This is a genomic window from Haemophilus parainfluenzae (assembly GCF_900450995.1).
GTDB lineage: Bacteria > Pseudomonadota > Gammaproteobacteria > Enterobacterales > Pasteurellaceae > Haemophilus_D > Haemophilus_D parainfluenzae_O.
The window spans coordinates 1,311,513-1,334,216 of record NZ_UGHY01000002.1 but is presented as its reverse complement, the minus strand read 5'-3'; the positions used below and the strand labels follow the sequence as shown (position 1 = coordinate 1,334,216).

Below are 22,704 nucleotides of genomic sequence, written 5' to 3'. Positions count from 1 at the left end.
TTAACGTTTAATCAACACATCGTCCACTAAGCCGTAAGCTTTTGCTTCTTCTGCCGACATAAAGTTGTCACGATCGGTGTCTTTTTCGATACGTTCGATGCTTTGACCTGTATGGAAAGCAAGACGCTCGTTTAAGGTTTGTTTGATTTTTAAAATTTCTTGCGCGTGGATCTGAATATCTGATGCTTGTCCACGGAAACCACCTAACGGTTGGTGAATCATCACTCGTGCATTCGGTAATGCAGCACGTTTTCCTGCTGCACCTCCTGCAAGTAAAAATGCGCCCATTGAGCAAGCTTGACCAATGCAAAGAGTACGCACATCCGGTTTAATAAATTGCATGGTATCGTAAATTGCCATACCCGCAGTCACTGAACCGCCCGGTGAGTTAATATAAATATTGATGTCTTTTTTCGGATCTTCTGATTCTAAGAAAAGTAGCTGTGCCACGATCAAATTTGCCATACGATCTTCCACTTCACCACTCAAGAAGATCACGCGCTCTTTTAATAGGCGGGAATAAATGTCATACGAACGTTCACCACGAGAGGTTTGTTCGACAACCATAGGAATTACACTCATTTTTGCCCCTAAATATGTGCTAAAAAATCGGGCGATATTCTACCCGAAAATCAGTAAAAACAAAATGCGGTCGCTTTTCATTTAAAAAAATGATCTGACCCCAAAAAGTTAGACTGTTATTTAAAGGATTGTTTTCGATATTGTATCGGACTCAGTCCTTTTAATTTTAGTTGAATCCGTCGATGATTATAGTAATCCAAATAATCTCTGACAGCATCAACTATCTCTTCTTTTGTTTTAAATTCCCGACCATAAAAACATTCCGTTTTTAATCGCCCAAAGAAACTTTCCATCGCGGCGTTATCTAAGCAATTCCCTTTTCTCGACATACTTTGAATGATGCCATGTTCAGCCAAGATTCGACGATAAGCTACCATTTGATATTGCCAGCCTTGGTCTGAATGCAAAATGACACCACAAGCCTTATTTAATCCTTTGACGGCTTGCATTAACATGTCCTCTACTTGTGCCCAGTTTGGGGAATAGCTGAGATTATAGGAGACTATCTCATTGTTAAATAAGTCTAAAATTGGAGATAAATAGACTTTACTCCCATCTTTCGCCTTAAACTCGGTGATATCGGTCACCCATTTTTGTTTCGGGGCTGTTGCGCTAAAATTACGTTCAATATGATTTGGGGCAATCACCCCTATCGTGCCACGATAGGTCGTAAATTTCTTGCTTTTTCTTGACCGCACTTGAAGCCCAAGTGTCTGCATTAAACGTTGAACTTTTTTATGATTCACGCCTGGCAAGCTGGCATGAACACGTCGGTAGCCATAATCAGGATGATTGGCTTTGATGCGTTTAATGGCCTTTTTCAGCGGCTCATCCTTATCCGGTTTAATCTGACGTTTCGCAAAAAACGTACTACGCGCTAACTGTGAAAAGCCTAAAAGCCATTTTAACGGATAACGTGTTCTTAACCTTTGGATAATTTCCGTTGCTCGGCTTCGTCCTGAAGCCTGAGCCTTCTCAACTCCTTTAGGTAGGCTACCTCCGCTTCAAGCTGTAAAATTCTCAGGCGTAAACGGTCTTCTTCAGTTTTGGGTGGCGGTGGCATTCTGGCATATTTGGGTTTCATTGGTGGTCGTCCTGATGGTTTACGGGGAATCAGTCCTTTTATGCCACTTTTTTCAAACCGTTTCAACCATGTCCCGACTAGGGTGTTGGAGGGAATATTGTAAAAACGCGCGGCTTCTCTAATACTCATTTTCTCATTCAAAATAGGTTGAATAACCTGTAATTTAAATTCGATTGTGTAGTGTTTACCCATAAAAAAATCTGCACCTCAATTGTTGGTTTGTTGAGTCCAACTTTTGGGGTGCAGATCAAAACGACCGCACTTTTCGATGATATACCTGTGAATTTAATTCACGTTCTATCAATTATTATGCTTGTGGATTCATGATCTCATCAAATGAAGACGCTTTTTCAGTCACTTGAGCTTTAGCAAGAACGGCATCAACTGCTTGTTCTTCTAATACTACGTTGCGAATGTTGTTCATTAACTCTTCATTTTTGCTGTAATATTCAACTACTTCAGCTGGTTGCTCGTAAGCAGAAGCGATATCCGCGATCATTGTTTTCGCACGTTCTTCATCCGCTTTCAATTCGTTTGATTTGATCACTTCAGAGAATAATAAACCGACTTGAACACGACGTTTTGCATCCGCTTCAAATAATTCACGTGGTAATTGTGAAGCTTGTTGTGCATTGCCACCGAAGCGTTGTGCTGCTTGGTTACGTAACACATTGATTTCTTCTTCTACTGCAGAAGCTGGAACATCAATTGGGTTTTGTTCGATTAAACCGTTGATGACTTGTTGTTTAACGCGAGAAACTAATGCGTTTTTCAATTCACGTTCCATGTTTTTACGGATTTCTGCACGTAAATCTGCCACAGTTTTGGTGTTAGGACCAAATTTAGCAACGAACTCATCTGTTAATTCAGGTAATTCCATTTCTTCTACTTTTTTCAAGGTGATCGCAAATTTTGCATCTTTACCTTTCAAGTTTTCAGAATGGTATTCTGCTGGGAAAGTCACATTGATATCGAATTGTTCACCTGCTTTGTGACCTACGATGCCCTCTTCAAAACCTGGGATCATACGACCTTGGCCCATGAATAGAACGAAATCAGTTGCTTTACCGCCTTCGAATTCTTCGCCGTCTACTGAACCAACGAAGTCGATTGTTACGCGTGAATCTGCTTTCGCTGCAGCTTTGCTTTCAGCCCAAGTCGCTTGTTGTTTACGTAATACATCGATCATTTTATCGATATCAACTTCAGTGATTTCAACAGTTGGTTTCTCAACTTTGATGTTTTCTAAGCCTTTTAATTCAACTTCTGGGTACACTTCGAAAGTTGCAGTGAATGATAAATCTTTACCAGGTTCGAACGTTTCGATAGCGAAAGTTGGACGACCTGCGATGTTGATTTTCTCAGCGATTACTGCATCAAAGAAATGACGTGGTAATAAATCGTTTAATACATCTTGACGGATTGATGCGCCAAAACGTTGTTCAATGATGTGAGCTGGCACATGACCTTTACGGAAACCATCAACACGTACATTTTTTGCTGCACGTTTGAATTCTTCACGAGTTGCTTTTTCTACAGCTTCAGCTGGAACGGTGATCGTCACACGACGCTCTAAACCTTGAGTTGTTTCAATATTTAATGACATTTGTAACCTCAATTAATGTTGCACTCGGTAAAAACCACACCGAACACGTTATTGTTTGTAAAAATAAAAAACCGCCAAATTATAGCGAAAGAAAATCAAACAGTCGATAGAAACTGGAAAATTCAATAGAAAACCCGCTAAAATTGCACAATTTATCAACAATTTTGAATAAAGAAAAAAGTGCGGTCAAAAATAACCACACTTTTTATCGAATTATAAACCTTTCGGTAAACGAATTTTTTGACCAGGGAAAATCTTATCCGCGTCTTTAATCACTTCTTTGTTCGCTTCAACGATAGCGGTATATTTCGCGCCATTTCCATAAGCTTTCTCGGCGATTTTCCACAAGGTGTCACCTTTTTGGATTACATAGAATGTTTCATCACCGCCTAAGGTCTCACCGTTATTGATGCTTGCATCGCTTGTTACTGAGTGGATACCTTGAATGTTACCCGCCATTAATACAGCTTTTTCTAATGCTGCTGCAGTTGATGCCACACCTTGGATATTTGCTACACCATTTTCAACGGTAACAGATAAGTTTTCCACGCCTGGATTGTCTTCTGCGATGTGTTGCGTCACTGCTTTAGACGCATCTTCTTCTTTAGAGAAAACTTTCTTACCAATGTCACTGACAAAATCAAATAAACCCATTTTAAAGTTCCTTTTGTATGTTTGTTTAAGGGATTATTACGATACTGAAATTCCCTTAAGAAGTCTATAAATCAGAGTGTAAAGCTATGTAAATATTTTAAGAAAACTGATCTAAAATTGACCGCACTTTGATAGAATACGCCGATTTTTAATTTACTCACTCAGAAAGGACAAATTATGCGTTGGGAAGGTCGTAGAGAAAGCTCAAATATTGAAGATAGACGTGGCTCTGGCGGCGGTAACTTCGGTGGTGGAAAAGGCACCGGTGTTCTCGGTATTATCATTCTTTTAGTCGGCGCTTATTATGGCGTAGATCTTTCAGGCTTAGTGGGCACACCGGATTTTTCAGGACAAAGTTCTCAACAATTAGAAACCCAAGAAGAACAGCAGCTTGCGAGTCTTTCTAAAGTTGTATTAGCGGATACTGAAACCGTTTGGGGACAATATTTTAGACAAATGGGTAAAACCTATAGCGAGCCAACCATGGTGCTTTACAATGGTGTAACGCCAACTGCTTGTGGTACGGGTCAATCTGCAATGGGCCCATTCTACTGTCCGAGCGATCGCAAAGTTTACCTTGATTTATCATTCTATAATGAAATGAAAAATAAACTGGGTGCAGCAGGTGATTCAGCCTTTGCTTATGTAATTGCGCACGAAGTCGGTCACCATGTACAAAATATGCTTGGTATTCTGCCACAAGTGAATCGCGCACAACAAAGCAGCGATCGTAAAACGGCAAATCAACTTTCTGTTCAATTAGAACTTCAAGCTGACTGTTTCTCTGGTGTTTGGGCGAGTCAAGCGGTAAAAAGTGGTTTATTTGAACGTGGTGATGAAGAAAAAGCGTTTAATGCAGCAGAAGCTGTGGGCGATGACCGTTTACAAAAACACAGCCAAGGTTATGTGGTACCGGATAGCTTCACTCACGGCACATCTGCACAGCGTCTAGAATGGTTCAGAAAAGGCTTACAAAGCGCTAACCCTTCTGTATGTAATACTTTTAACCAATAAGATCTTTAAGGCTGATTCATGTCAGCCTTTTTTATTTCTGTTCATTTAAACATAAAAAAGAGCGGTCAATTTTGACCGCTCTTTTCTTCATTATGTTAAGCTTACGCGAACTGACGTACTTCGCCGTTACCCGCTACGTTTTCCACACAACGTGGACAAAGTGTAGGATGTTCAGGGTTTACGCCGATTTTGTCAGAATAATGCCAGCAGCGTGGACATTTTTCACCGTTAGAACGAGCTACACTCACTGCAATACCTTCTAATTCACCCGCAGCCACATCTGTAGGTTTGTCAGCTAATGCTTTCACTTCTGCTTTTGAGGTGATTAACACGAAACGTAATTCATTACCTAATTGTTCTAATAATGCACGATATTCGTCATTCGCATAAACGGTCACTTCTGCTTCTAAACCGCCACCAATCACTTTATCGTTACGTGCGACTTCTAATACGCGGTTCACTTCAGAACGAACTTTAATCAGTTGTTGCCAGTAAGCATCGTCTAGTTTTTCATTCTCACCTAAGCCAAATAGGCCTTCGTAGAATTCTTCAGTAAAGACGAATTCAGCACGTGCAGTTGCGGTTTGTGGTAAGTACCCCCAAATTTCATCTGCCGTGAATGACAGGATTGGTGCCATCCAACGAACCAATGCTTCTGCAATGTGCCATAAAGCTGTTTGGCAGCTACGACGCGCAAGGCTGTCTGCTTTGGTGGTATATTGACGGTCTTTGATAATATCAAGGTAGAACGAACCCATTTCCACAGAACAGAAACGCATTAAACGTTGTACCACCGTATGGAATTGATAGTTATCGTACGCGTCTTTAATTTCTTTTTGTGCATCTAAGGCACAAGCTACCGCCCAACAATCTAAGCTAATCATGTCTTCCGGTTTAACGGCATCACGTTGCGGATCAAAACCATTCAAGTTCGCTAGTAAGAAACGCGCGGTGTTACGAATACGACGATAGCTGTCCGCGGCACGTTTTAAGATCTCATCAGAAACAGTCATTTCACCGGTATAGTCGGTAGATGCAACCCATAAACGTAAAATGTCGCCACCGAATTTATCCATGACTTCTTGTGGTGTCACGATGTTACCGATAGATTTTGACATCTTACGACCTTGACCATCCACGGTGAAACCATGAGTTAATACTTGTTTGTATGGTGCTTTGCTGTCTGTTGCCGTAGAAAGCATTAAAGAAGACATAAACCAACCACGATGTTGGTCAGAACCTTCTAAATACATGTCGATATCTTGGCCGTTAAATTCTGGGCGATTTGCGACAACAGAAGAATAGGTTGATCCTGAGTCAAACCATACGTCAAGGGTATCAGGCACTTTGCGATAGGTTTCTGCGTCCGCACCTAATAATTCTTTTTCGTCTAAATCCCACCATGCTTGAATACCGGCTTTCTCTACACGTTTCGCTACTTCTTCAAGTAACTCTAAGGTACGCGGATGAAGTTCTTCAGTTTCTTTGTGCACGAACAAGGTCATCGGCACACCCCAAGTACGTTGACGGGAAATACACCAGTCAGGGCGGTTTTCAACCATTTTCTCGATACGTGCTTGACCCCAATCTGGAATCCAACGAACTTGTTTGATTTCGCCTAATGCTTGTTGGCGTAGACCCTGCGTTTCCATGCCGATAAACCATTGCGGAGTCGCGCGGAAAATAATTGGCGTTTTGTGGCGCCAGCAGTGTGGGTAGCTGTGTTTGATTTTCTCAACTTTTAATAAGTTACCCACTTCTTGTAATTTTTCAACAACCAATGGGTTCGCTTCAAACACACCTTTGCCTGCAAAGAATTCAGTCGTTGAAATAAATTTACCGTCATTCGATACAAGACCCGCCATTGGTAAATTATATTTTTGTCCTACAATAAAGTCGTCCAAACCATGATCCGGTGCAGTGTGTACTAAACCTGTACCGCCATCAGTGGTCACGTGATCACCTAAAATCACTGGTACAGTGAAATCATAGAACGGATGGTTAAAGCGTACTAACTCAAGCGCCTGACCTTTTACTGAACCTAAAACTTCAACTTGTTCTACGCCCACGGCTTTCGCTACGGATTCAACTAATTCAGCAGCTAAAATCACACGCTCATCGCCAAGTTGTACTAAGTGGTATTCTAAGTCTGCATTTACCGCAATTGCACGGTTAGATGGCATTGTCCAAGGTGTGGTTGTCCAAATCACCGCAGATAATTTGCCATGGCCTTTGCCCACTGCGTTAAATTTCTCTTCAATTTCAACCGCACTTACTGCTGGGAAACGAACATAGATAGACGGAGAAACTTTATCTTCATATTCCACTTCTGCTTCTGCTAAAGAAGAGCCACAATCCAAACACCAGTGCACTGGTTTTGAACCTTTGTATAAATGGCCATTCGCAATCACTTTACCGAGTGTGCGGATGATGTTTGCTTCAGTGTTGAAGTTCATCGTTAAATAAGGATTATCCCAATCGCCTAACACCCCTAAACGGATAAAGTCTTTTTTCTGCCCTTCTACTTGCTCTGCCGCATATTCTCGGCATTTTTGGCGGAATTCAGCTGCAGTCACTTTCTCGTTTGGTTTACCCACTAAACCTTCTACTTTTAATTCAATTGGCAAGCCATGACAGTCCCAACCTGGGATATAAGGCGAGTCAAAACCTAATGCGGTTTTGGATTTAACAATAATATCTTTCAGAATTTTATTAACGGCGTGACCAATATGAATATTGCCGTTCGCATACGGAGGGCCATCGTGCAAAATAAAGGATTTTTTACCTTTCGTCGCTTGGCGGATTTTTTGATACAACTGTTTGTCATACCAATTTTTTAACATTACAGGTTCGCGTTTGGCTAGATCGCCACGCATTGGGAAACCTGTTTCAGGTAAATTTAACGTGTTTTTGTAATCAACTGTCATGTTATTTTCCAATTTTATATTTCAATATAATTCTATTTTGCAAAAAATGCTTTCGCTGTTTTTACGTCTTGTTCTATTTGAGCTTTCAACGCTTCAAAAGAAGGAAACTTTATCTCATCGCGAATCTTATGGCTGAATTCCACTTCGACCATTTGCCCATAAATATTCTGAGAAAAATCAAATAAATGAACTTCTAATAATTGCATCGTACCGTTAATAGTTGGGCGTTTTCCCATGTTTGCAACGCCGTTAAAAATCTCGCCCGATTTTAACCACACTTTCACCGCATAAACCCCTTTTACTGGGTTCACTTGACGATGTAAACGAACATTCGCGGTAGGAAAACCAATGGTTCGCCCTAATTTATTGCCGTGTATCACTCGTCCCCAAATACGATAAGGCTTACCGAGTAAATTTTCCGCATGCTGTAAATCATCTCTAGCCAATGCTTCACGGATAGCGGTGCTACTGATACGTAACTCATCTAAACAGAAGGTGCGACTGTCTTCAACTTCAAAACCAAACTGCTTTCCTGCTTGTTGCAACATCGCAAAATTGCCTAAACGTTTCGCACCAAATTTGAAATCATCGCCAATGCTGAGAAACTTCACATTTAATTTGCGTACAAGCCAATCTTCAATAAATTGTTCTGCAGGAAGATTGGCGAAAGTGCGGTCAAATTTCGCGACGATCACCACATCTACACCCGCCTGAGCCAAATAATGCAATTTATCTCTTAATCGCATTAAGCGCGCAGGGGCTTTGTCACCCATAAAATATTCGCGCGGTTGCGGCTCAAAAAGCATCACTGCCATGGGTAAATTCAGCGCATTCGCTTTCTGACGAAGATGACGCAAAATCGCCTGATGCCCCAAATGCACCCCATCAAAATTGCCAATGGTTAATGCGCACCCTGACAAATATGGCTGTGTATTATGAAGCCCACGAATTAATTGCATTACATCTTATTCCAAAAAACGAAAAATAATCGGTTCATTATAGCGGTAACTTAATGTTTTGTCAGTAAATGGTGTTTACGAACACCCAAGAGCAACAATACGCCTAAATACACCACCGCAGCCAGCCCAATTAACCAAACCAACCAATAGACACGCATTAAAAATGTCATGGCAGCCCATTCTTGAATCGACGGGCAGTTATACCAAACCAAACCGCCCATGGCTAAGGCTGCGCCTAAAACTTTCAGAAAAAAGACCGCACTTTTACGTGAAAAATGATAAACATCCGCTTTGACTAAACCACGATAAAGCAAATAAGCATTTAAGGTTGCTGACATCGCAGAAGCAATCGCCAACCCTATATAACTAAATGGAATCGCCAACACATTAAAGCCCATATTGCTCACCATGGCGATGATCCCGATTTTCACGGGCGTTTTGGTATCTTGGCGTGCGTAATAGCCATTAGCTAGGATCTTAATCAGCATAAAGCTAAGCAAACCGGCATTGAATGCCCATAAAGAATAAGAGGCTGCATGCACATCTGTTAAGGTAAAACTGCCACGCATAAACAATACCAGTAACATTGGTTGGGCTAACACGGCAATACCAATCGCGGCGGGCACGCCGAGTAATAAAATCATTCGTACGCCCCAGTCCATGGTATTACGAAAATCAACCGCACTTTGGGAAGAATTATCTTCTCGATTCACGTGATGGCGAGCAAGTGTCGGTAAAATCACAGTGGAAATTGCAATACCAAATAGCCCAAGTGGAAACTCTAATAGACGATCAGAATAATAAAGCCAACTAATGGATCCCGTCATTAAGAAACTGGCAATGACCGTATCAAGCAGCAAGTTGATTTGACTTACTGAAACCCCGAACAAAGCTGGAATCATTAATCGTCGGATTTTGGCAACCCCTTCATCATGCCACGCCCATTTTGGTTTTACGAGCAAGCCGGCTTTCTTCAAGAAAGGGATTTGGAATAAAAATTGTAATAAACCGCCTAAGAAGATCCCGATAGCAAGGGCAAGATCAGGATTGTCTAATCTTGGTGCGAGGAAAAGTGCGGTCGCAATCATGGCGATATTGAGCAAAACAGGCGAAAACGACATCACGCCAAATTTGCCTATCGTATTTAAAATCGCGCCTGACAGTGCCACAAAGGTGACAAACCATAAATAAGGAAACGTAATTTTTAAGAGTAAAGACGCTTGTTCAAACTTGTGCGCATCCGGTCCGTCATTTAGCCAATCGGTAAACCAGCCCATCCCGAAGATCGCCGCCACAACAGGTGATCCCACCATGGCAAGCAAGGTGACGACACTAACTAATCCGCCCAGTGTACCCGACACTTTCCCGATAAATTCACGGGTTTTAGAAAGATCGCCCGATTTTTGATATTCAGCTAATACGGGTACGAAAGCCTGAGAAAATGCACCTTCCGCAAATAAACGACGTAAAAAGTTTGGGATACGGTTAGCGAATAAAAACACGTCTGCCGCCGCACCTGCACCGATTAAATGTGCTATTACCACATCACGGACTAAACCTAACACACGGGATACTAATGTCATCCCACTCACGATAATGCCGGATTTTAAAAGTCGTTTACTCAAAATAGGGGGTCTCTTCAAAAAAATTTGCCTTAATTGTATAGAATTTTTGTTTTTACGCTATATTCCAACGAAAAAAACTGATAAAATCCTGCCCACATCGTTTGTGTGAGCCAATAGAAAGCGCTTTTTTTAAATAACGATGCTTACTTTCGGTTGTGTCTCACCGAAATCAACACAAATTATTCATTGACAAAAGTATAAAAAATCGGCATATTCTACGCCCTTATTTTGTCATAATCATCTAACAGAAATTTTAGGAGTTTGACCTTGGCTAATATCAAGTCAGCAAAAAAACGCGCGGTTCAATCTGAAAAACGCCGCCAACACAACGCAAGCCAACGCTCTATGATGCGTACTTACATCAAAAAAGTATATGCTCAAGTAGCAGCAGGTGAAAAAGCAGCAGCTGAAGCAGCATTCGTTGAAATGCAAAAAGTTGTTGACCGTATGGCTTCTAAAGGCTTAATCCACGCTAACAAAGCAGCAAACCACAAAGCTAAATTAGCTGCTCAAATCAAAAAATTAGCGTAATTAAAGCACTAAAACAGCTTAAAAATAAAACCGCACTTTGGTGCGGTTTTTGTTTGCCGTAAACCGTCCTGCCACAAACGCCCCATAACGAGCTTGCATTCCCTCCTTTAACCTGTAAACTACCCCACAACTTAAAAATTAATCATAAAATAAACAATAAATGACCAAAAAATCTTTTAAAAAAGCGGATCCAAATTATCAAAAAGAATTAGCAAAATATGGTAATCCGATCCCAAGCAGAGACTACATTCTGCAAATTATTCGTGAAAATAATGCCCCGATGAGTCGGGAAGAAATTCTGACCGCACTTTCAATTAAAAGTGACGAACAACAAGAAGCCATGCGCCGCCGCTTACGCGCCATGGAAAATGATGGACAGTTAGTTTTTACGAAACGTAAACGCTATGCCTTGCCTGAAAAATTGGATTTATTCAAAGGCATGGTCATTGGCCATCGCGAAGGCTATGGCTTTTTACAAGTCGAAGGTAAAAAAGAGGATCTCTTTATTCCTAATCACCAAATGCAACGTGTAATGCACGGTGATTTTGTGTTAGCGCAACCTGCAGGCTTAGATCGCCGTGGCCGTCGTGAAGTCCGTATTGTTCGCGTGCTTGAGAGTCGTAAAAAACAAATTGTCGGCCGTTTCTTCTTAGAAAATGGTTTTAGCTATGTGGTACCTGATGACAGTCGTATCGGACGAGACATTTTAGTCCCTAATGAACACCGCAATGGTGCAAGAATGGGACAAGTTGTCGTGGTTGAATTGCAAGAACGATCTGCCTCCTTTACTCAACCTGTTGGCATCATCACCGAAATTCTGGGTGACAATATGGCAAAAGGGATGGAAGTGGAGATCGCTCTTCGTAATCATGACATTCCTCACCAATTCCCAAGTGCGGTCGAAAAATACGTTAAAAAATTCACGGAAGAAGTGCCTGAAGAAGCGAAAAAAGGCCGTGTAGATTTACGTAATCTGCCTCTGGTGACCATTGATGGTGAAGATGCGCGCGATTTTGATGATGCCGTATATTGCGAAAAAAGCGGTAAAGGCTGGAAACTTTGGGTGGCGATTGCCGATGTCAGCTATTATGTGCGTTTACGTTCGGCATTAGATGCTGAAGCTTATAACCGAGGTAACTCTGTTTACTTCCCAAATCGTGTTGTGCCAATGCTACCGGAGATTTTATCAAACGGATTGTGTTCACTGAATCCACAAGTTGATCGCTTGTGTATGGTGTGTGAAATGCACATTTCTGCCAAAGGTAAACTCACCGATTATCGTTTTTATGAAGCGGTGATGAATTCTCATGCACGTTTAACCTATACGAAAGTCGCGGCGATTTTAGACGGCGATGATGAGCTCCGCACCCGTTATCAAGGGCTAGTACCACATTTAGAAGAATTGCATCATCTCTATCAAGCATTACTCAATGCCCGTAAACAACGTGGTGCCATCGATTTTGAAACCATAGAAACCAAATTTATTTTCAATGCTATGGGACGAATTGATCGCATTGAACCTGTTGTGCGAAATGATGCTCACAAAATCATTGAAGAATGCATGATTCTTGCGAATATTGCAGCAGCAAACTTTATGGAAAAACATAAAGAGCCTTCACTCTATCGTATTCATGCCACACCAAGCGAAGAAAAACTGACGTCTTTCCATGCATTCTTAAGTGAATGCGGTTTAAGCCTTGAAGGCGGCATGAAACCAATCACAAAAGATTATGCGAAATTGTTAGAGCAAGTGAAAGATCGTCCGGATCATGAGCTTATTCAAACCATGTTGCTCCGTTCATTAAGCCAAGCAGTTTATAATGCGGATAATATCGGCCACTTTGGTCTAGCTTTAGAGGAATATGCTCACTTTACCTCTCCGATTCGTCGTTATCCGGATTTAACCCTACATCGTGGGATTAAGTATTTATTAGCAAAAGAAAAAGGCGCTAAACGTAAAACCACAGATACTGGCGGCTATCACTATTCTTTTGATGAAATGGATTTATTAGGCGATCACTGCTCGATGACAGAACGCCGTGCCGATGATGCCACTCGCGAAGTAGCTGATTGGTTGAAATGTGAATATATGCAAGATCACGTGGGTGCTGAATTTAGCGGGGTGATCTCATCTGTAACAGGCTTTGGCTTATTCGTGCGTTTAGATGATTTATTTATTGACGGCTTAGTCCATATTTCCACTTTAGATAACGACTACTATCAATTTGATTCTGCAAAACAACGTTTAATCGGTGAAAATAGTGGTATGATCTACCGCCTTGGCGATAAAGTCAAAATTCGCGTGGTCGCCGTTCATTTAGAACAAAAAATGGTAGATTTCAGTTTAATCGAAAGCGCACGAAAACCGCGTCGAGTGGGAAAAACAGCGAAGCAAAAAGCAAAAAAAGTCTTTAAGGAACTGCCACCTAAAGTGTCAAAAAAACGTAAAAGTGCGGTCAAAAATAAAGACGTTTCTAAGAAACCGACTAGAAAACGGAAGAAATAATAAATAAGAGAACACTATGTCAGAAAATATCTATGGTATCCATGCTGTAAACAGCATTTTAGCAAATAGCCCTGAGCGTTTAATTGAAGTATTTGTGCTAAAAGGTCGTGAAGATAAACGCCTACAATCCTTACTCAATGAGCTCTATGCTTTAGGCATTGCGGTGCAATTTGTAAACCGTCAAACATTAGATAAAAAATCCAACGGTGAAGTTCATCAAGGTGTGATTGCTCGAGTGCAAGAAGCGAAAGAGCTGAATGAACATGATCTGGATGAACTTCTTACTCGTAAGCAAAATCCACTTTTGTTAGTGCTTGATGGCGTGACAGATCCTCATAACCTGGGTGCCTGTTTACGTACTGCAGATGCTGCTGGAGTGAGCGCTGTTATTGTGCCAAAAGATAAATCCGCTCAACTCACTTCTATTGCACGTAAAGTGGCTTGCGGTGCTGCGGAGACTGTGCCATTAATTCGCGTAACCAATTTAGCTCGTACTTTGCGAGATCTACAACAAAATCATAATATTTGGGTGGTAGGTACAGCTGGCGAAGCAACAGAAACCATTTATCAAAGTAAACTTACTGGTTCTCTTGCCTTAGTGATGGGGGCCGAAGGTGAAGGCATGCGCCGTCTTACTCGTGAGCATTGTGATCAACTCATTAGTATTCCAATGGCGGGCTCAGTTTCATCCCTGAATGTTTCCGTTGCAACAGGTGTATGTTTATTTGAAATTGTGAGACAACGCCTTGCCGCCTAAAAACACGTGAAAAAACAACCGTACTTGATATAAAAAATGCCGACAAATCATTGTCGGCATTTTTGTTATTTTGAAATCGTTTTCCCGAATATCATGGAAAGCACTAAAGTACATAATGCTGGTACAAGCCATGCGAGCCCTTGTGAATAGAGCGGGAAATGAGTCATGATTTGATGTAATCCTTCCGGCAAAACATCCAAGTTTTTTAAACTATCAACTAAACTAAAGCAAACCGTCACTAAAATGGTCACATAATAGCTCAATCGAATAGAAGGCAATTTATTACGCACTAGCTGTAAAACAACTAACATGATCGCCATTGGGTAAATCAACAACAAGGCAGGAATCGTCACTCGGAGTAATTTTGTTAAGCCATATTGTGAAATAATTGTCGTCATGGCAGTGAAGAAGACAATCCAAAATGGATAGGAAAAACGCGTCGAAAACTTGGAGAAGTAATCACCACATGCACTGGTTACGCCCACTAATGTGGTTAGACTTGCTAAAGTAATAATCCCCGCCATGATCCAGGTTCCCGCAGTGCCGAATAAACTGTTCACATAACGAGAGAAGATTTGTCCGCCATTTGTTGCGCCTTGTGCCACAGCATCAGAAGTCGCCCCTAAGTAAAATAAGGCGAAATACAAGCAACCTAATAAAATGACAGATACGAAACCCGCTGAAATAGTATATTGAACAATCTTTTGGGGATTAGTCACATTTTTTGCAGATAACGCCCGTGCAACAATGCCACCAAAGGCAATCGCTGCAAGTACATCCATCGTTTGATAACCACTAATTAACCCTGTGGTTAATGCTGAATTCTCAGCATACGCCCGAGATGGTGCAACAATATCAGAAAGCGGTGAAACAAAAACAGTGCCCCAACAACAAGTAATAATACCAACAATGCTGGCGTCATCACTTCACCCACCGTTGAAATAATTGTACTTGGACGAATCATGAATCCCATCGCGATAATATTAAAGATCACAGAGAAAATAAGACGTGTCGTCGAACTATCTTCAACAAGCCCCAATGGTAACCATGCCATTTCATAAGCCACGTTGGTAATTCGAGGCATGGCAAAGGTTGAACCAATCACTAAATAAAGAATGGTTAAAAAAGCTACACCTGCCCACTTGGGTAAGTTCTTAGTCAGTTCTTCACCACGTCCTAATACTGACACAACAACCAATGTAATAAATGGCATGAGTACGCCTGTTATCACAAATCCTAGCGAAGCGGTTGCCCAATGGTTACCTGCTGAGTAACCTTCCATCGGTGGAAAAATAATATTTCCTGCACCTAAAAATAAAGCAAAAATCATCATACCTAACACGATGATATCTTTTTTTGAAAACATAAGTATTCTCGAATAAATAAATTTTAGGGATTTTACTATTAAATTGTTTTTTATTCCAAAAATGAAAATAAATTTTGTGAAATAGATCACAAAATCCATCACATTCCGATTAAATCTCACATTATCTACATTTCTTTCCCCAAAATCAGTAAATTTGTGATAGTATCCAAGCTTTATTATTTTTTATTACTTTTTTAGGAGAGAATGAATGAATAAACTGAGTTTGATTCAACAAATTCAGCGTTTTTTCAAATTGGAATCAGCTGGTGGAATTTTATTACTTTTTTCAGCGGTAATTGCAATGCTATTAGCCAATTCACCGCTCAATCAAAATTATAACAATTTTTTAAACTTACCAGTCAGCATTCAAGTAGGTAGTTTTTCTATCGATAAAACCTTAATTCACTGGATCAACGATGGTTTTATGGCAGTATTCTTTGTTTTAGTGGGAATGGAAGTCAAAAGAGAATTATTCGAGGGCTCCCTTTCAAGCTATCAACAAGCGGTTTTCCCTGCTATTGCTGCCGTTGGGGGAATGATCATTCCTGCCTTAGTTTATGTATTTATCGCCCAACAAGATCCCGCTTTAGCCGATGGCTGGGCAATCCCAATGGCGACAGACATAGCCTTTGCTCTTGGTATCATGGCGTTATTAAGTAAACAAGTGCCACTCCCACTAAAAATCTTTTTACTTGCTTTAGCCATCATTGATGACTTAGGCGCCATTGTCGTGATTGCACTCTTCTTCTCACATGGATTAAGCGTGCAAGCTCTTGTCTTTGCTGCCATTGCAATTGCTGTACTTATCGCATTAAATCGCTTTAAAGTGACCGCACTTTGTGCCTATATGGTAGTGGGAGCCATCTTATGGGCTTCTGTATTAAAATCTGGCGTACACGCTACTCTTGCAGGCGTTATCATCGGATTTTGTATTCCATTAAAAGGCAAAAATGGCGAAACACCATTACATGACTTTGAACATATTCTTGCGCCTTGGTCATCCTTTATTATTCTGCCATTATTCGCTTTTGCCAATGCGGGGGTAAGTTTTGACGGTATCGACTCAAGTATGCTTTCATCGCCATTATTATTTGCGATTTCTTTAGGCTTAATTATCGGAAAACCACTTGGTGTATTTGGTTTCAGTTATCTTTCCGTTAAACTGGGCATTGCAAAGCTTCCTCAAGGTATCAACTTCAAACAAATTTTTGCCGTAGCGATTTTATGTGGCATTGGTTTCACCATGTCAATGTTCTTAGCTAGCCTAGCCTTCAATGCAGATGCAGGTGAAAGCATTAACGCCCTTTCTCGCCTAGGGATCTTATTAGGTTCTACTGTTTCTGCGATTGTGGGGTATATGGCGTTAAAATCGACTACTGCGAAAAATAAAGGGTAATTAAAACGATGGAAAAACTAACCTGTTATGTGATTTATGCTTCTGAAAAAATAGAGGGACTGAGTCATTTTTTACAATGCACCTCTGACTCTCATGTTGTACCTGTTCCTGCAGTAACTAAAGAACAGGTTAGCTTACTCGGTAATTCTTCAGCCTTATTTAATTTAAAGAAAGCTGAAGAAATACTTGATCGCACGCCCAATAACAAAGAAATCGCCCACACGCTATCTCATATTCAGTGCTGGAAAGCCATTGCTGAAAATGAACAGTTACAAGATAATGATTTTGCTTTAATTGGTGAAAGTAAAATACAACCTGTTGAAAACTTCATTCAGCATGCTATCCATTATGCCAATAAATATTCCTCTTACGGAATTATCAAATTGCAACATGATGGTGAGGGTCGTTCTGGAGAGCGTTTATTTCAAATAGGTGATGAGCCTTATGCTTTAATTTATGGCGATATTAACCAATACAACTATGGTTGTTCGCTTTATCTCATCCGCAAAAATGTCGCAAAAAAATTGACCGCACTTTTAAGTGAAACAAAACCCTACTGGCTTGCAGATCAATTCACTGCATTCCATGAACCTCAAAATATTGCTCAAGCTTGTTATCTATTAGGCGAAAATCCAAACCAAAAACCACAAGACAAGATCGAAAACCCACTGTTTAGCATCATTGTGCCAATTTATAATGTTGAACGTTACCTTGAGCAATGTATTGAATCTGTCTTAGCACAAAATTATCAGAATTATGAACTGATTTTAGTTGATGATGGTTCACCAGATAATTCTATCGATATTTGCACTAAATATGCTAAACAACACCATAACATTGTATTTATCCGTAAAGTCAATGGTGGGCTTTCCGATGCAAGAAATGCGGGTATTAAACTTGCCCGTGGTGAATACTTAATGTTTTTAGATAGTGATGATTATTGGGAAGGAACAAGTATTCTTTCTGATCTTGCTAAGATTTCAGAAGAAAATCCTGATCTTATTATTTATGATCTCACATTCAGATACAAAGATAACAAAAAAGAATATTACCCAATTTCTAAAGAGGGGCTAACAGGCGATTATATTGCTGACTTTTATACTTTAACTAGCAGAAACATATTTAGACCTTCCGCATGTAATAAGGTCGTCAAAAGAAAAATCATCATAGATAATCAACTCTTTTTTCCAAAAGGAAAAAACCATGAAGATTTAGATTGGAGCTTTAATCTAGCTCCCTATATTTCAAGCTATGCACTATATGACAGCTATTTCTATATATATAGAGCTAAACGACTAGGATCAATTACTGAGTTTGTAAAACCTAAAAACACTAAAGATCTCATAGATATTGTGCTTGAAAAGCTAAACCAAATAAAAAGTATGAATGACTCCTCTTTATCTAAGGGACTATATCAATACTTAGTTAAACAAAAGCAATTCATTTATGATTCTTTCACATTATTATCTGAAGAACATAAAAAAATGTATGAAAATGAATTTAATGAATTAAAGAAATCATTAGAAAATATTGATGAATAAGTGACTTTCTAAAAAAATCCCTCAGCCTTCGCTAAGGGATTTTTGTTAATTTAACTAAGAGAACAATCGCTTGATTTCTTTCTCATACAAATAGATATTCATTGGATTTGTCGGTAATAGAGAATCCAAATACTCATTCGCTCTTTTCACATACTCCTCATGATGCTTATCATGGTTATCAATCACATCAAGCAACACTTTTGCACCTTCAAATGCGTCAAACTGATCGTAGTAATACCCCACGCCTTTCGGAATCAGTTTTGAATTATGAATAAATGGATAGCCACCATACAATGCATCATTATAAGCATAATTTAAGCCATTTTCCCATTGATGACTAAGCACAATATCCACATAACGAGCTAAAAAGTCTGGCATTTGGTAACGACCTTCCACTGTCATTATGCCGTCTTTCACAAGATCGGTTCGACCAATAAAATTAAAGAATGTTGGATTATCTTTTTTATCATAAGTATTACACATATAAACATTCTTAATTTTTTTGGGGGCTTCACGATAGGCTTGTTCAGCAATTAACACTGGTGTAAAACAGGTTTTTACCACATTAATATTGGCTTCAAAAGAAGCAATACGTTTAGCTTTTTTCTCAGGATCAGGTTCATACCCGAATTCTAAATTATTTTGCTCCTTGATACGCTTAATCACTTGATCACAGAACACGGGTGACCAAATTGCTGGTACGACATAAGCAGGACAACGATACATAATGGAAAAATACGATTTACAGGTATTTTCATGTTGTGGAATCATCCACACAGAATCAAATACCGTACCATTAAATACTCTTCCCGCTTTCTTATCAAAAAGGAAATTTTCCATATCCATAATAAAGTCATTGCCCATTTTATAGCAAACAGCTTTTCCACCATGCCCATGCATGCGAGTAACTTGATGTGGTTCAATGACCAAAGTCCCCTCAATCAATACATCTAATTGATCAATCACATCTTCAACATAGGCATATTTAAGATTTAAGCCCTCTAACATAAAACCATCTGGTGGTGTAGTGCGATTTTCTGGTCCCCAAGATACTAAAACCACATCATCAACAATATCAGAATGTTGAAATAAATGCTAAAGATGAATCACATTTTGGTTCGCACCATTTGCCCAAATATCTGTGACTTTTGCTTCTAAATTAAAGGTAATTCCAATTTTATATTTACGCATACGAGCTTCCCTCTTTTATTATTTAAATCATCTAAAAGTGCGGTCAAAAATAAACGTATTTTCAAATAACTTAAATAATAAAAATCACTCGGATATACCTACCCGAGTGATTTATCTAGCTTAGTTGATTATTACCATTGGTAACCTACACCGGCACTAACATTGTAATCACCTTGTGTCGTTGCTGCACCACTCACTTTGAAGATAACTTTATTGTTATCACTCGCACGTGAGTAACCTACTGCAACGGCACTTTCACCTTTGTAGTTACCTACACCAAGACCAACCATTGAACCACCCGCTTTCGTTACTTGTGGGATATTTGCTGCAGCTGTTGCACCAGCAATACCACCGCGAAGTTTCTTATCAGTTTTCTTCATTTCGCTACGAAATGCGCCAACAGAACGATCAACATATTGTTTGTTTGCTGCATCCGTACCACGAACTGGATCTGCCACATTGGTGATTCGACGTTCATTACCGACTGAACCAACTGAAACAGTATTTGCTTCATTCGCTACAGAGCCTTGACCTAATGCCACAGCATTATTTGCTGTTGCTTTAGCTCCTTGACCAATTGCTGTCGCATTTTCAGCTAAAGCACTTGCATTCGTACCAAACGAAGAGCTGTTATTACCTTTCGCTTTTGCACCTGAACCTACAGCTGTTGCATTCTTGCCATCTACTTCAGATTCAACTTTATTCACATTACCGTTTTCATCTGTTGATTTCACAACTCGTTTAAGTGCTGCAGCTTCTTCTTTTACTACTGTTGCAGAAGAGTCTGCCGCTGAAGCAGAAGAGCTTGCTGCCGTTGCAGATGAGCCTGCCGCTGATGCTGATGAGCTTGCAGCTGTTGCTGATGAACCTGCGGCTGAAGCTGATGAGCTCGCTGCTGTTGCTGATGAACCTGCCGCTGAAGCAGAAGAGCTTGCTGCCGTTGCAGATGAGCCTGTCGCTGATGCTGATGAGCTCGCTGCGGTTGCTGATGAGCCTGCTGCTGAAGCAGAAGAGCTTGCTGCTTTTGCTGAATTATTTGCTGCAGTAGCTGCACTCGTTACAGCTGATGCTGTACTTTCAATCTTACTTAAATTATCTTTAACAACCTCTGCGGCTGATGATGCTGAAGAAGCTGCAGCAGAAGCTAAAGACACTGCACTACTTGCACTTGAAGCGGCTGTTTTCGCTGTTTCGTTTGTTTTATCTAATTGAGAGGTTACTGCATAAAGTTGTGAACCATTGATCGCTTCTGTTGAAGTTGCTGAAATATTTCCCGCTGCAATATTGATCAATTTACGTTCATTACCTACTGCACCAACGCTTACAAAGCTACCTTTACCTGATACAGTACCTTTAAAGCCACTATAAGTTAAATTCCCCACGGTTGCTGAAGTTACATTCTCAACAGTATGAGAACCCGTAGTGGTTGAATGGTTGCCTAAAACAACGGCATTATCTAAACCAGCCGCAACTCCAACACCATTACCAATTACAGTTGTGCCGTTTGCTTTGATCTTATTGTTATAGCCAATAACCGTATTATTTTGTTTACCATCGGCGATGTTATTTTCCACACCAATCGCAATACTATTACGAGAGCTATTACCAACTAGGTTACGCACACCTAAAGCAGTGCCATTTTCTGCATTTTCACCCACCCATGTGTGTGCCCCCTCAGAAGTACCATTTACTGTACTGTTATCAACACCTGAGTAATAACCTAATGCTGTACCATTATTAGTATTCGGACGAACATAGCTCCTTGCACCCACTACAGTTGCATTTAATGAGTTCTGGCCAGCTGCTGAGAATTGACCCACTACAGTCGCATTTTGAGCACCCGCCTCTACTACAGAGTTAGAACCTAACAGTGTTGCATTTGTTGTACCTGTATGGACTGAACTCTTTGCACCAATTACCACAGAGTTCTCCGTCGCTGCTGAAGCACTGTACCCCATCGCAATCGCATAATCTGCATCTCTTTCAGTACTTGCGTACATACCCACTGTAATAGAATGTGAGGCATGTGCCGAACCTGGTGAATTAACTGTACCACTATTATCATTTGAATACGTAACCGGTGGAGAATCTATATCTTCAACAGGACGATTTACATGAAAATAGCTATGAGTAGACTCTTTAGCTAAATTTAATGCCTGGGTTGCGTTAAGATCTGCTGCTTTTGCAATTTGTTTTGCATCATTTGCAGTAGTTTGCGCTGCACCTGCAGCCGTTTTAGCCTGATCTGCGGTGGTTTGCGCTGCTGTTGCCGTAGATTGAGCATTATTTGCTGCAGTTTGTGCAGCTGTTGCTGTGCTTGCTGTTGAATCTAGCACACCAATCACTTTATAAAGTTGTGAACCGTTAATCGCATCCGTTGAAGTCGCACTAATTGCACCTGCAGAAACGAACTGAATTTGACGAGCGCTATCGTTACGACCTACAGCTACAACCCCATTCCCATTGCTTACACCATTATTACCTACTTCAACCCCACCTACTTTTACAGAAGGTAGCGAATGTCTATCTTCGGTTATTGAACCTGAACCTAAAGCAACATCGTACGCATTTTTTGCTGTAGCGCTTGCGCCTAATGTAACACCATTCCGACCAAGTGCTTTAGAATCTCGCCCTAAGGAAATCGCCCAATCGCTTGCATTCGCATTTAAACCTTGGGCAATACCACTATCCTCACTAATCGCGTTATAGCCCATTGAAATGGCATAGTTACCTTTAGTTTGAGAACCACTCACTACCGCTACAGAATAAATCCCCGAAGCATTCCCGCCAAGTGCCATTGCTCCAGTATCAGCACTTGTTACCGCTCCCGCACCAAGTGCAATAGTCCCCTCACCTTGAGCTTTAGAATTTTTACCAATCGCAACAGATGCTTGTGATGTTGCATTAGCCCCATCACCCGCTGTAACTAAACTTGCACCACTTGCTGTCGCTTGGTTACCCAATG

General features: G+C 40.5%; 15 protein-coding genes and 2 pseudogenes. 6 read left to right on the top strand and 11 right to left on the bottom strand.

Annotation, left to right across the window (positions count from 1 at the left end; translation table 11 throughout):
- The 5 genes from clpP to lysM all read right to left on the bottom strand — a co-directional run bounded on the left by clpP (nt 1) and on the right by lysM (nt 3,926).
- Nucleotides 1–582, bottom strand: a complete 582-nt coding sequence (clpP, locus tag DX522_RS06760; RefSeq protein ID WP_049364030.1) for an ATP-dependent Clp endopeptidase proteolytic subunit ClpP — start codon at nt 580–582, stop codon at nt 1–3.
- A gap of 116 nt (nt 583–698) precedes the next feature.
- Nucleotides 699–1,517, bottom strand: a complete 819-nt coding sequence (locus DX522_RS06755) for an IS3 family transposase (protein ID WP_262054291.1) — start codon at nt 1,515–1,517, stop codon at nt 699–701.
- Nucleotides 1,505–1,858 (bottom strand): helix-turn-helix domain-containing protein, encoded by a 354-nt coding sequence (locus DX522_RS06750; RefSeq protein ID WP_115179798.1) that lies wholly within the window; start codon nt 1,856–1,858, stop codon nt 1,505–1,507. Before DX522_RS06750 ends, DX522_RS06755 begins: the two co-directional genes overlap by 13 nt.
- A 115-nt stretch (nt 1,859–1,973) precedes the next feature.
- Nucleotides 1,974–3,272: a trigger factor gene (gene tig / locus DX522_RS06745; protein WP_115180247.1), complete on the bottom strand. Its 1,299-nt coding sequence runs from the start codon at nt 3,270–3,272 to the stop codon at nt 1,974–1,976.
- Between the two features lie 213 nt (nt 3,273–3,485).
- On the bottom strand, nt 3,486–3,926 hold the full coding sequence (lysM, locus tag DX522_RS06740; RefSeq protein ID WP_115180246.1) for a peptidoglycan-binding protein LysM: 441 nt from the start codon (nt 3,924–3,926) through the stop codon (nt 3,486–3,488).
- A gap of 177 nt (nt 3,927–4,103) precedes the next feature.
- Here lysM and DX522_RS06735 point away from each other — a divergent pair, with 177 nt between their 5' ends.
- The gene (locus tag DX522_RS06735) at nt 4,104–4,940 is read left to right on the top strand and encodes a neutral zinc metallopeptidase (protein ID WP_115180245.1); all 837 of its coding nucleotides are present in this window, start codon (nt 4,104–4,106) and stop codon (nt 4,938–4,940) included.
- Between the two features lie 101 nt (nt 4,941–5,041).
- Here DX522_RS06735 and ileS read toward each other — a convergent pair whose 3' ends face one another.
- Genes ileS through murJ form a run of 3 tightly spaced genes read right to left on the bottom strand, consistent with a single transcriptional unit; the run spans nt 5,042 to nt 10,451 of the window.
- Nucleotides 5,042–7,867, bottom strand: a complete 2,826-nt coding sequence (gene ileS, locus DX522_RS06730) for an isoleucine--tRNA ligase (protein ID WP_115180244.1) — start codon at nt 7,865–7,867, stop codon at nt 5,042–5,044.
- Nucleotides 7,868–7,899: 32 nt separating this feature from the next.
- Entirely contained in the window at nt 7,900–8,826 is a 927-nt protein-coding gene (ribF, locus tag DX522_RS06725; protein WP_115180243.1) for a bifunctional riboflavin kinase/FAD synthetase, read from the bottom strand.
- 50 nt (nt 8,827–8,876) lie between these two features.
- The gene (gene murJ, locus DX522_RS06720) at nt 8,877–10,451 is read right to left on the bottom strand and encodes a murein biosynthesis integral membrane protein MurJ (protein ID WP_115180242.1); all 1,575 of its coding nucleotides are present in this window, start codon (nt 10,449–10,451) and stop codon (nt 8,877–8,879) included.
- A 267-nt stretch (nt 10,452–10,718) separates the two neighbouring features.
- Between murJ and rpsT the strand changes: the two genes are divergently transcribed.
- The 3 genes from rpsT to rlmB all read left to right on the top strand — a co-directional run bounded on the left by rpsT (nt 10,719) and on the right by rlmB (nt 14,245).
- Complete coding sequence (gene rpsT, locus DX522_RS06710) at nt 10,719–10,982, top strand: 30S ribosomal protein S20 (RefSeq protein WP_005695217.1); 264 nt, start codon at nt 10,719–10,721, stop codon at nt 10,980–10,982.
- Nucleotides 10,983–11,142: 160 nt separating this feature from the next.
- Nucleotides 11,143–13,488 (top strand): ribonuclease R, encoded by a 2,346-nt coding sequence (rnr, locus tag DX522_RS06705; RefSeq protein WP_115180241.1) that lies wholly within the window; start codon nt 11,143–11,145, stop codon nt 13,486–13,488.
- A 16-nt stretch (nt 13,489–13,504) separates the two neighbouring features.
- On the top strand, nt 13,505–14,245 hold the full coding sequence (gene rlmB, locus DX522_RS06700) for a 23S rRNA (guanosine(2251)-2'-O)-methyltransferase RlmB (protein WP_049364038.1): 741 nt from the start codon (nt 13,505–13,507) through the stop codon (nt 14,243–14,245).
- 65 nt (nt 14,246–14,310) lie between these two features.
- On the opposite strand, the pseudogene brnQ reads toward rlmB, so the two are convergent.
- Nucleotides 14,311–15,611, bottom strand: a pseudogene (gene brnQ / locus DX522_RS06695) (branched-chain amino acid transport system II carrier protein).
- Between the two features lie 208 nt (nt 15,612–15,819).
- Between brnQ and nhaA the strand changes: the two are divergent.
- Together nhaA and DX522_RS06685 are read left to right on the top strand one after the other, a co-directional pair.
- Nucleotides 15,820–17,007 carry a Na+/H+ antiporter NhaA gene (nhaA, locus tag DX522_RS06690; RefSeq protein ID WP_115180240.1) on the top strand — a complete coding sequence of 396 codons (1,188 nt, stop codon included), beginning with the start codon at nt 15,820–15,822 and terminating at the stop codon, nt 17,005–17,007.
- 8 nt (nt 17,008–17,015) lie between these two features.
- Nucleotides 17,016–18,548: a glycosyltransferase family 2 protein gene (locus tag DX522_RS06685; RefSeq protein ID WP_115180239.1), complete on the top strand. Its 1,533-nt coding sequence runs from the start codon at nt 17,016–17,018 to the stop codon at nt 18,546–18,548.
- A 54-nt stretch (nt 18,549–18,602) separates the two neighbouring features.
- Here DX522_RS06685 and DX522_RS06680 read toward each other — a convergent pair.
- Nucleotides 18,603–19,739: pseudogene (locus tag DX522_RS06680) on the bottom strand (DUF2827 family protein).
- A gap of 131 nt (nt 19,740–19,870) precedes the next feature.
- On the bottom strand, nt 19,871–22,702 hold the full coding sequence (locus tag DX522_RS06675) for a YadA-like family protein (RefSeq protein ID WP_115180238.1): 2,832 nt from the start codon (nt 22,700–22,702) through the stop codon (nt 19,871–19,873).
- Between the last annotated feature and the right edge of the window lie 2 nt (nt 22,703–22,704).

What these genes read in the sequence shown, in the direction of transcription:
- DX522_RS06685 (WP_115180239.1), top strand. Translation starts at nt 17,016, where the DNA reads ATGGAAAAACTAACCTGTTATGTGATTTATGCTTCTGAAAAAATAGAG.
- clpP (WP_049364030.1), bottom strand. Translation starts at nt 582, where the DNA reads ATGAGTGTAATTCCTATGGTTGTCGAACAAACCTCTCGTGGTGAACGT.
- lysM (WP_115180246.1), bottom strand. Translation starts at nt 3,926, where the DNA reads ATGGGTTTATTTGATTTTGTCAGTGACATTGGTAAGAAAGTTTTCTCT.
- ileS (WP_115180244.1), bottom strand. Translation starts at nt 7,867, where the DNA reads ATGACAGTTGATTACAAAAACACGTTAAATTTACCTGAAACAGGTTTC.
- DX522_RS06735 (WP_115180245.1), top strand. Translation starts at nt 4,104, where the DNA reads ATGCGTTGGGAAGGTCGTAGAGAAAGCTCAAATATTGAAGATAGACGT.
- nhaA (WP_115180240.1), top strand. Translation starts at nt 15,820, where the DNA reads ATGAATAAACTGAGTTTGATTCAACAAATTCAGCGTTTTTTCAAATTG.
- ribF (WP_115180243.1), bottom strand. Translation starts at nt 8,826, where the DNA reads ATGCAATTAATTCGTGGGCTTCATAATACACAGCCATATTTGTCAGGG.
- tig (WP_115180247.1), bottom strand. Translation starts at nt 3,272, where the DNA reads ATGTCATTAAATATTGAAACAACTCAAGGTTTAGAGCGTCGTGTGACG.
- rnr (WP_115180241.1), top strand. Translation starts at nt 11,143, where the DNA reads ATGACCAAAAAATCTTTTAAAAAAGCGGATCCAAATTATCAAAAAGAA.
- rlmB (WP_049364038.1), top strand. Translation starts at nt 13,505, where the DNA reads ATGTCAGAAAATATCTATGGTATCCATGCTGTAAACAGCATTTTAGCA.
- DX522_RS06750 (WP_115179798.1), bottom strand. Translation starts at nt 1,858, where the DNA reads ATGGGTAAACACTACACAATCGAATTTAAATTACAGGTTATTCAACCT.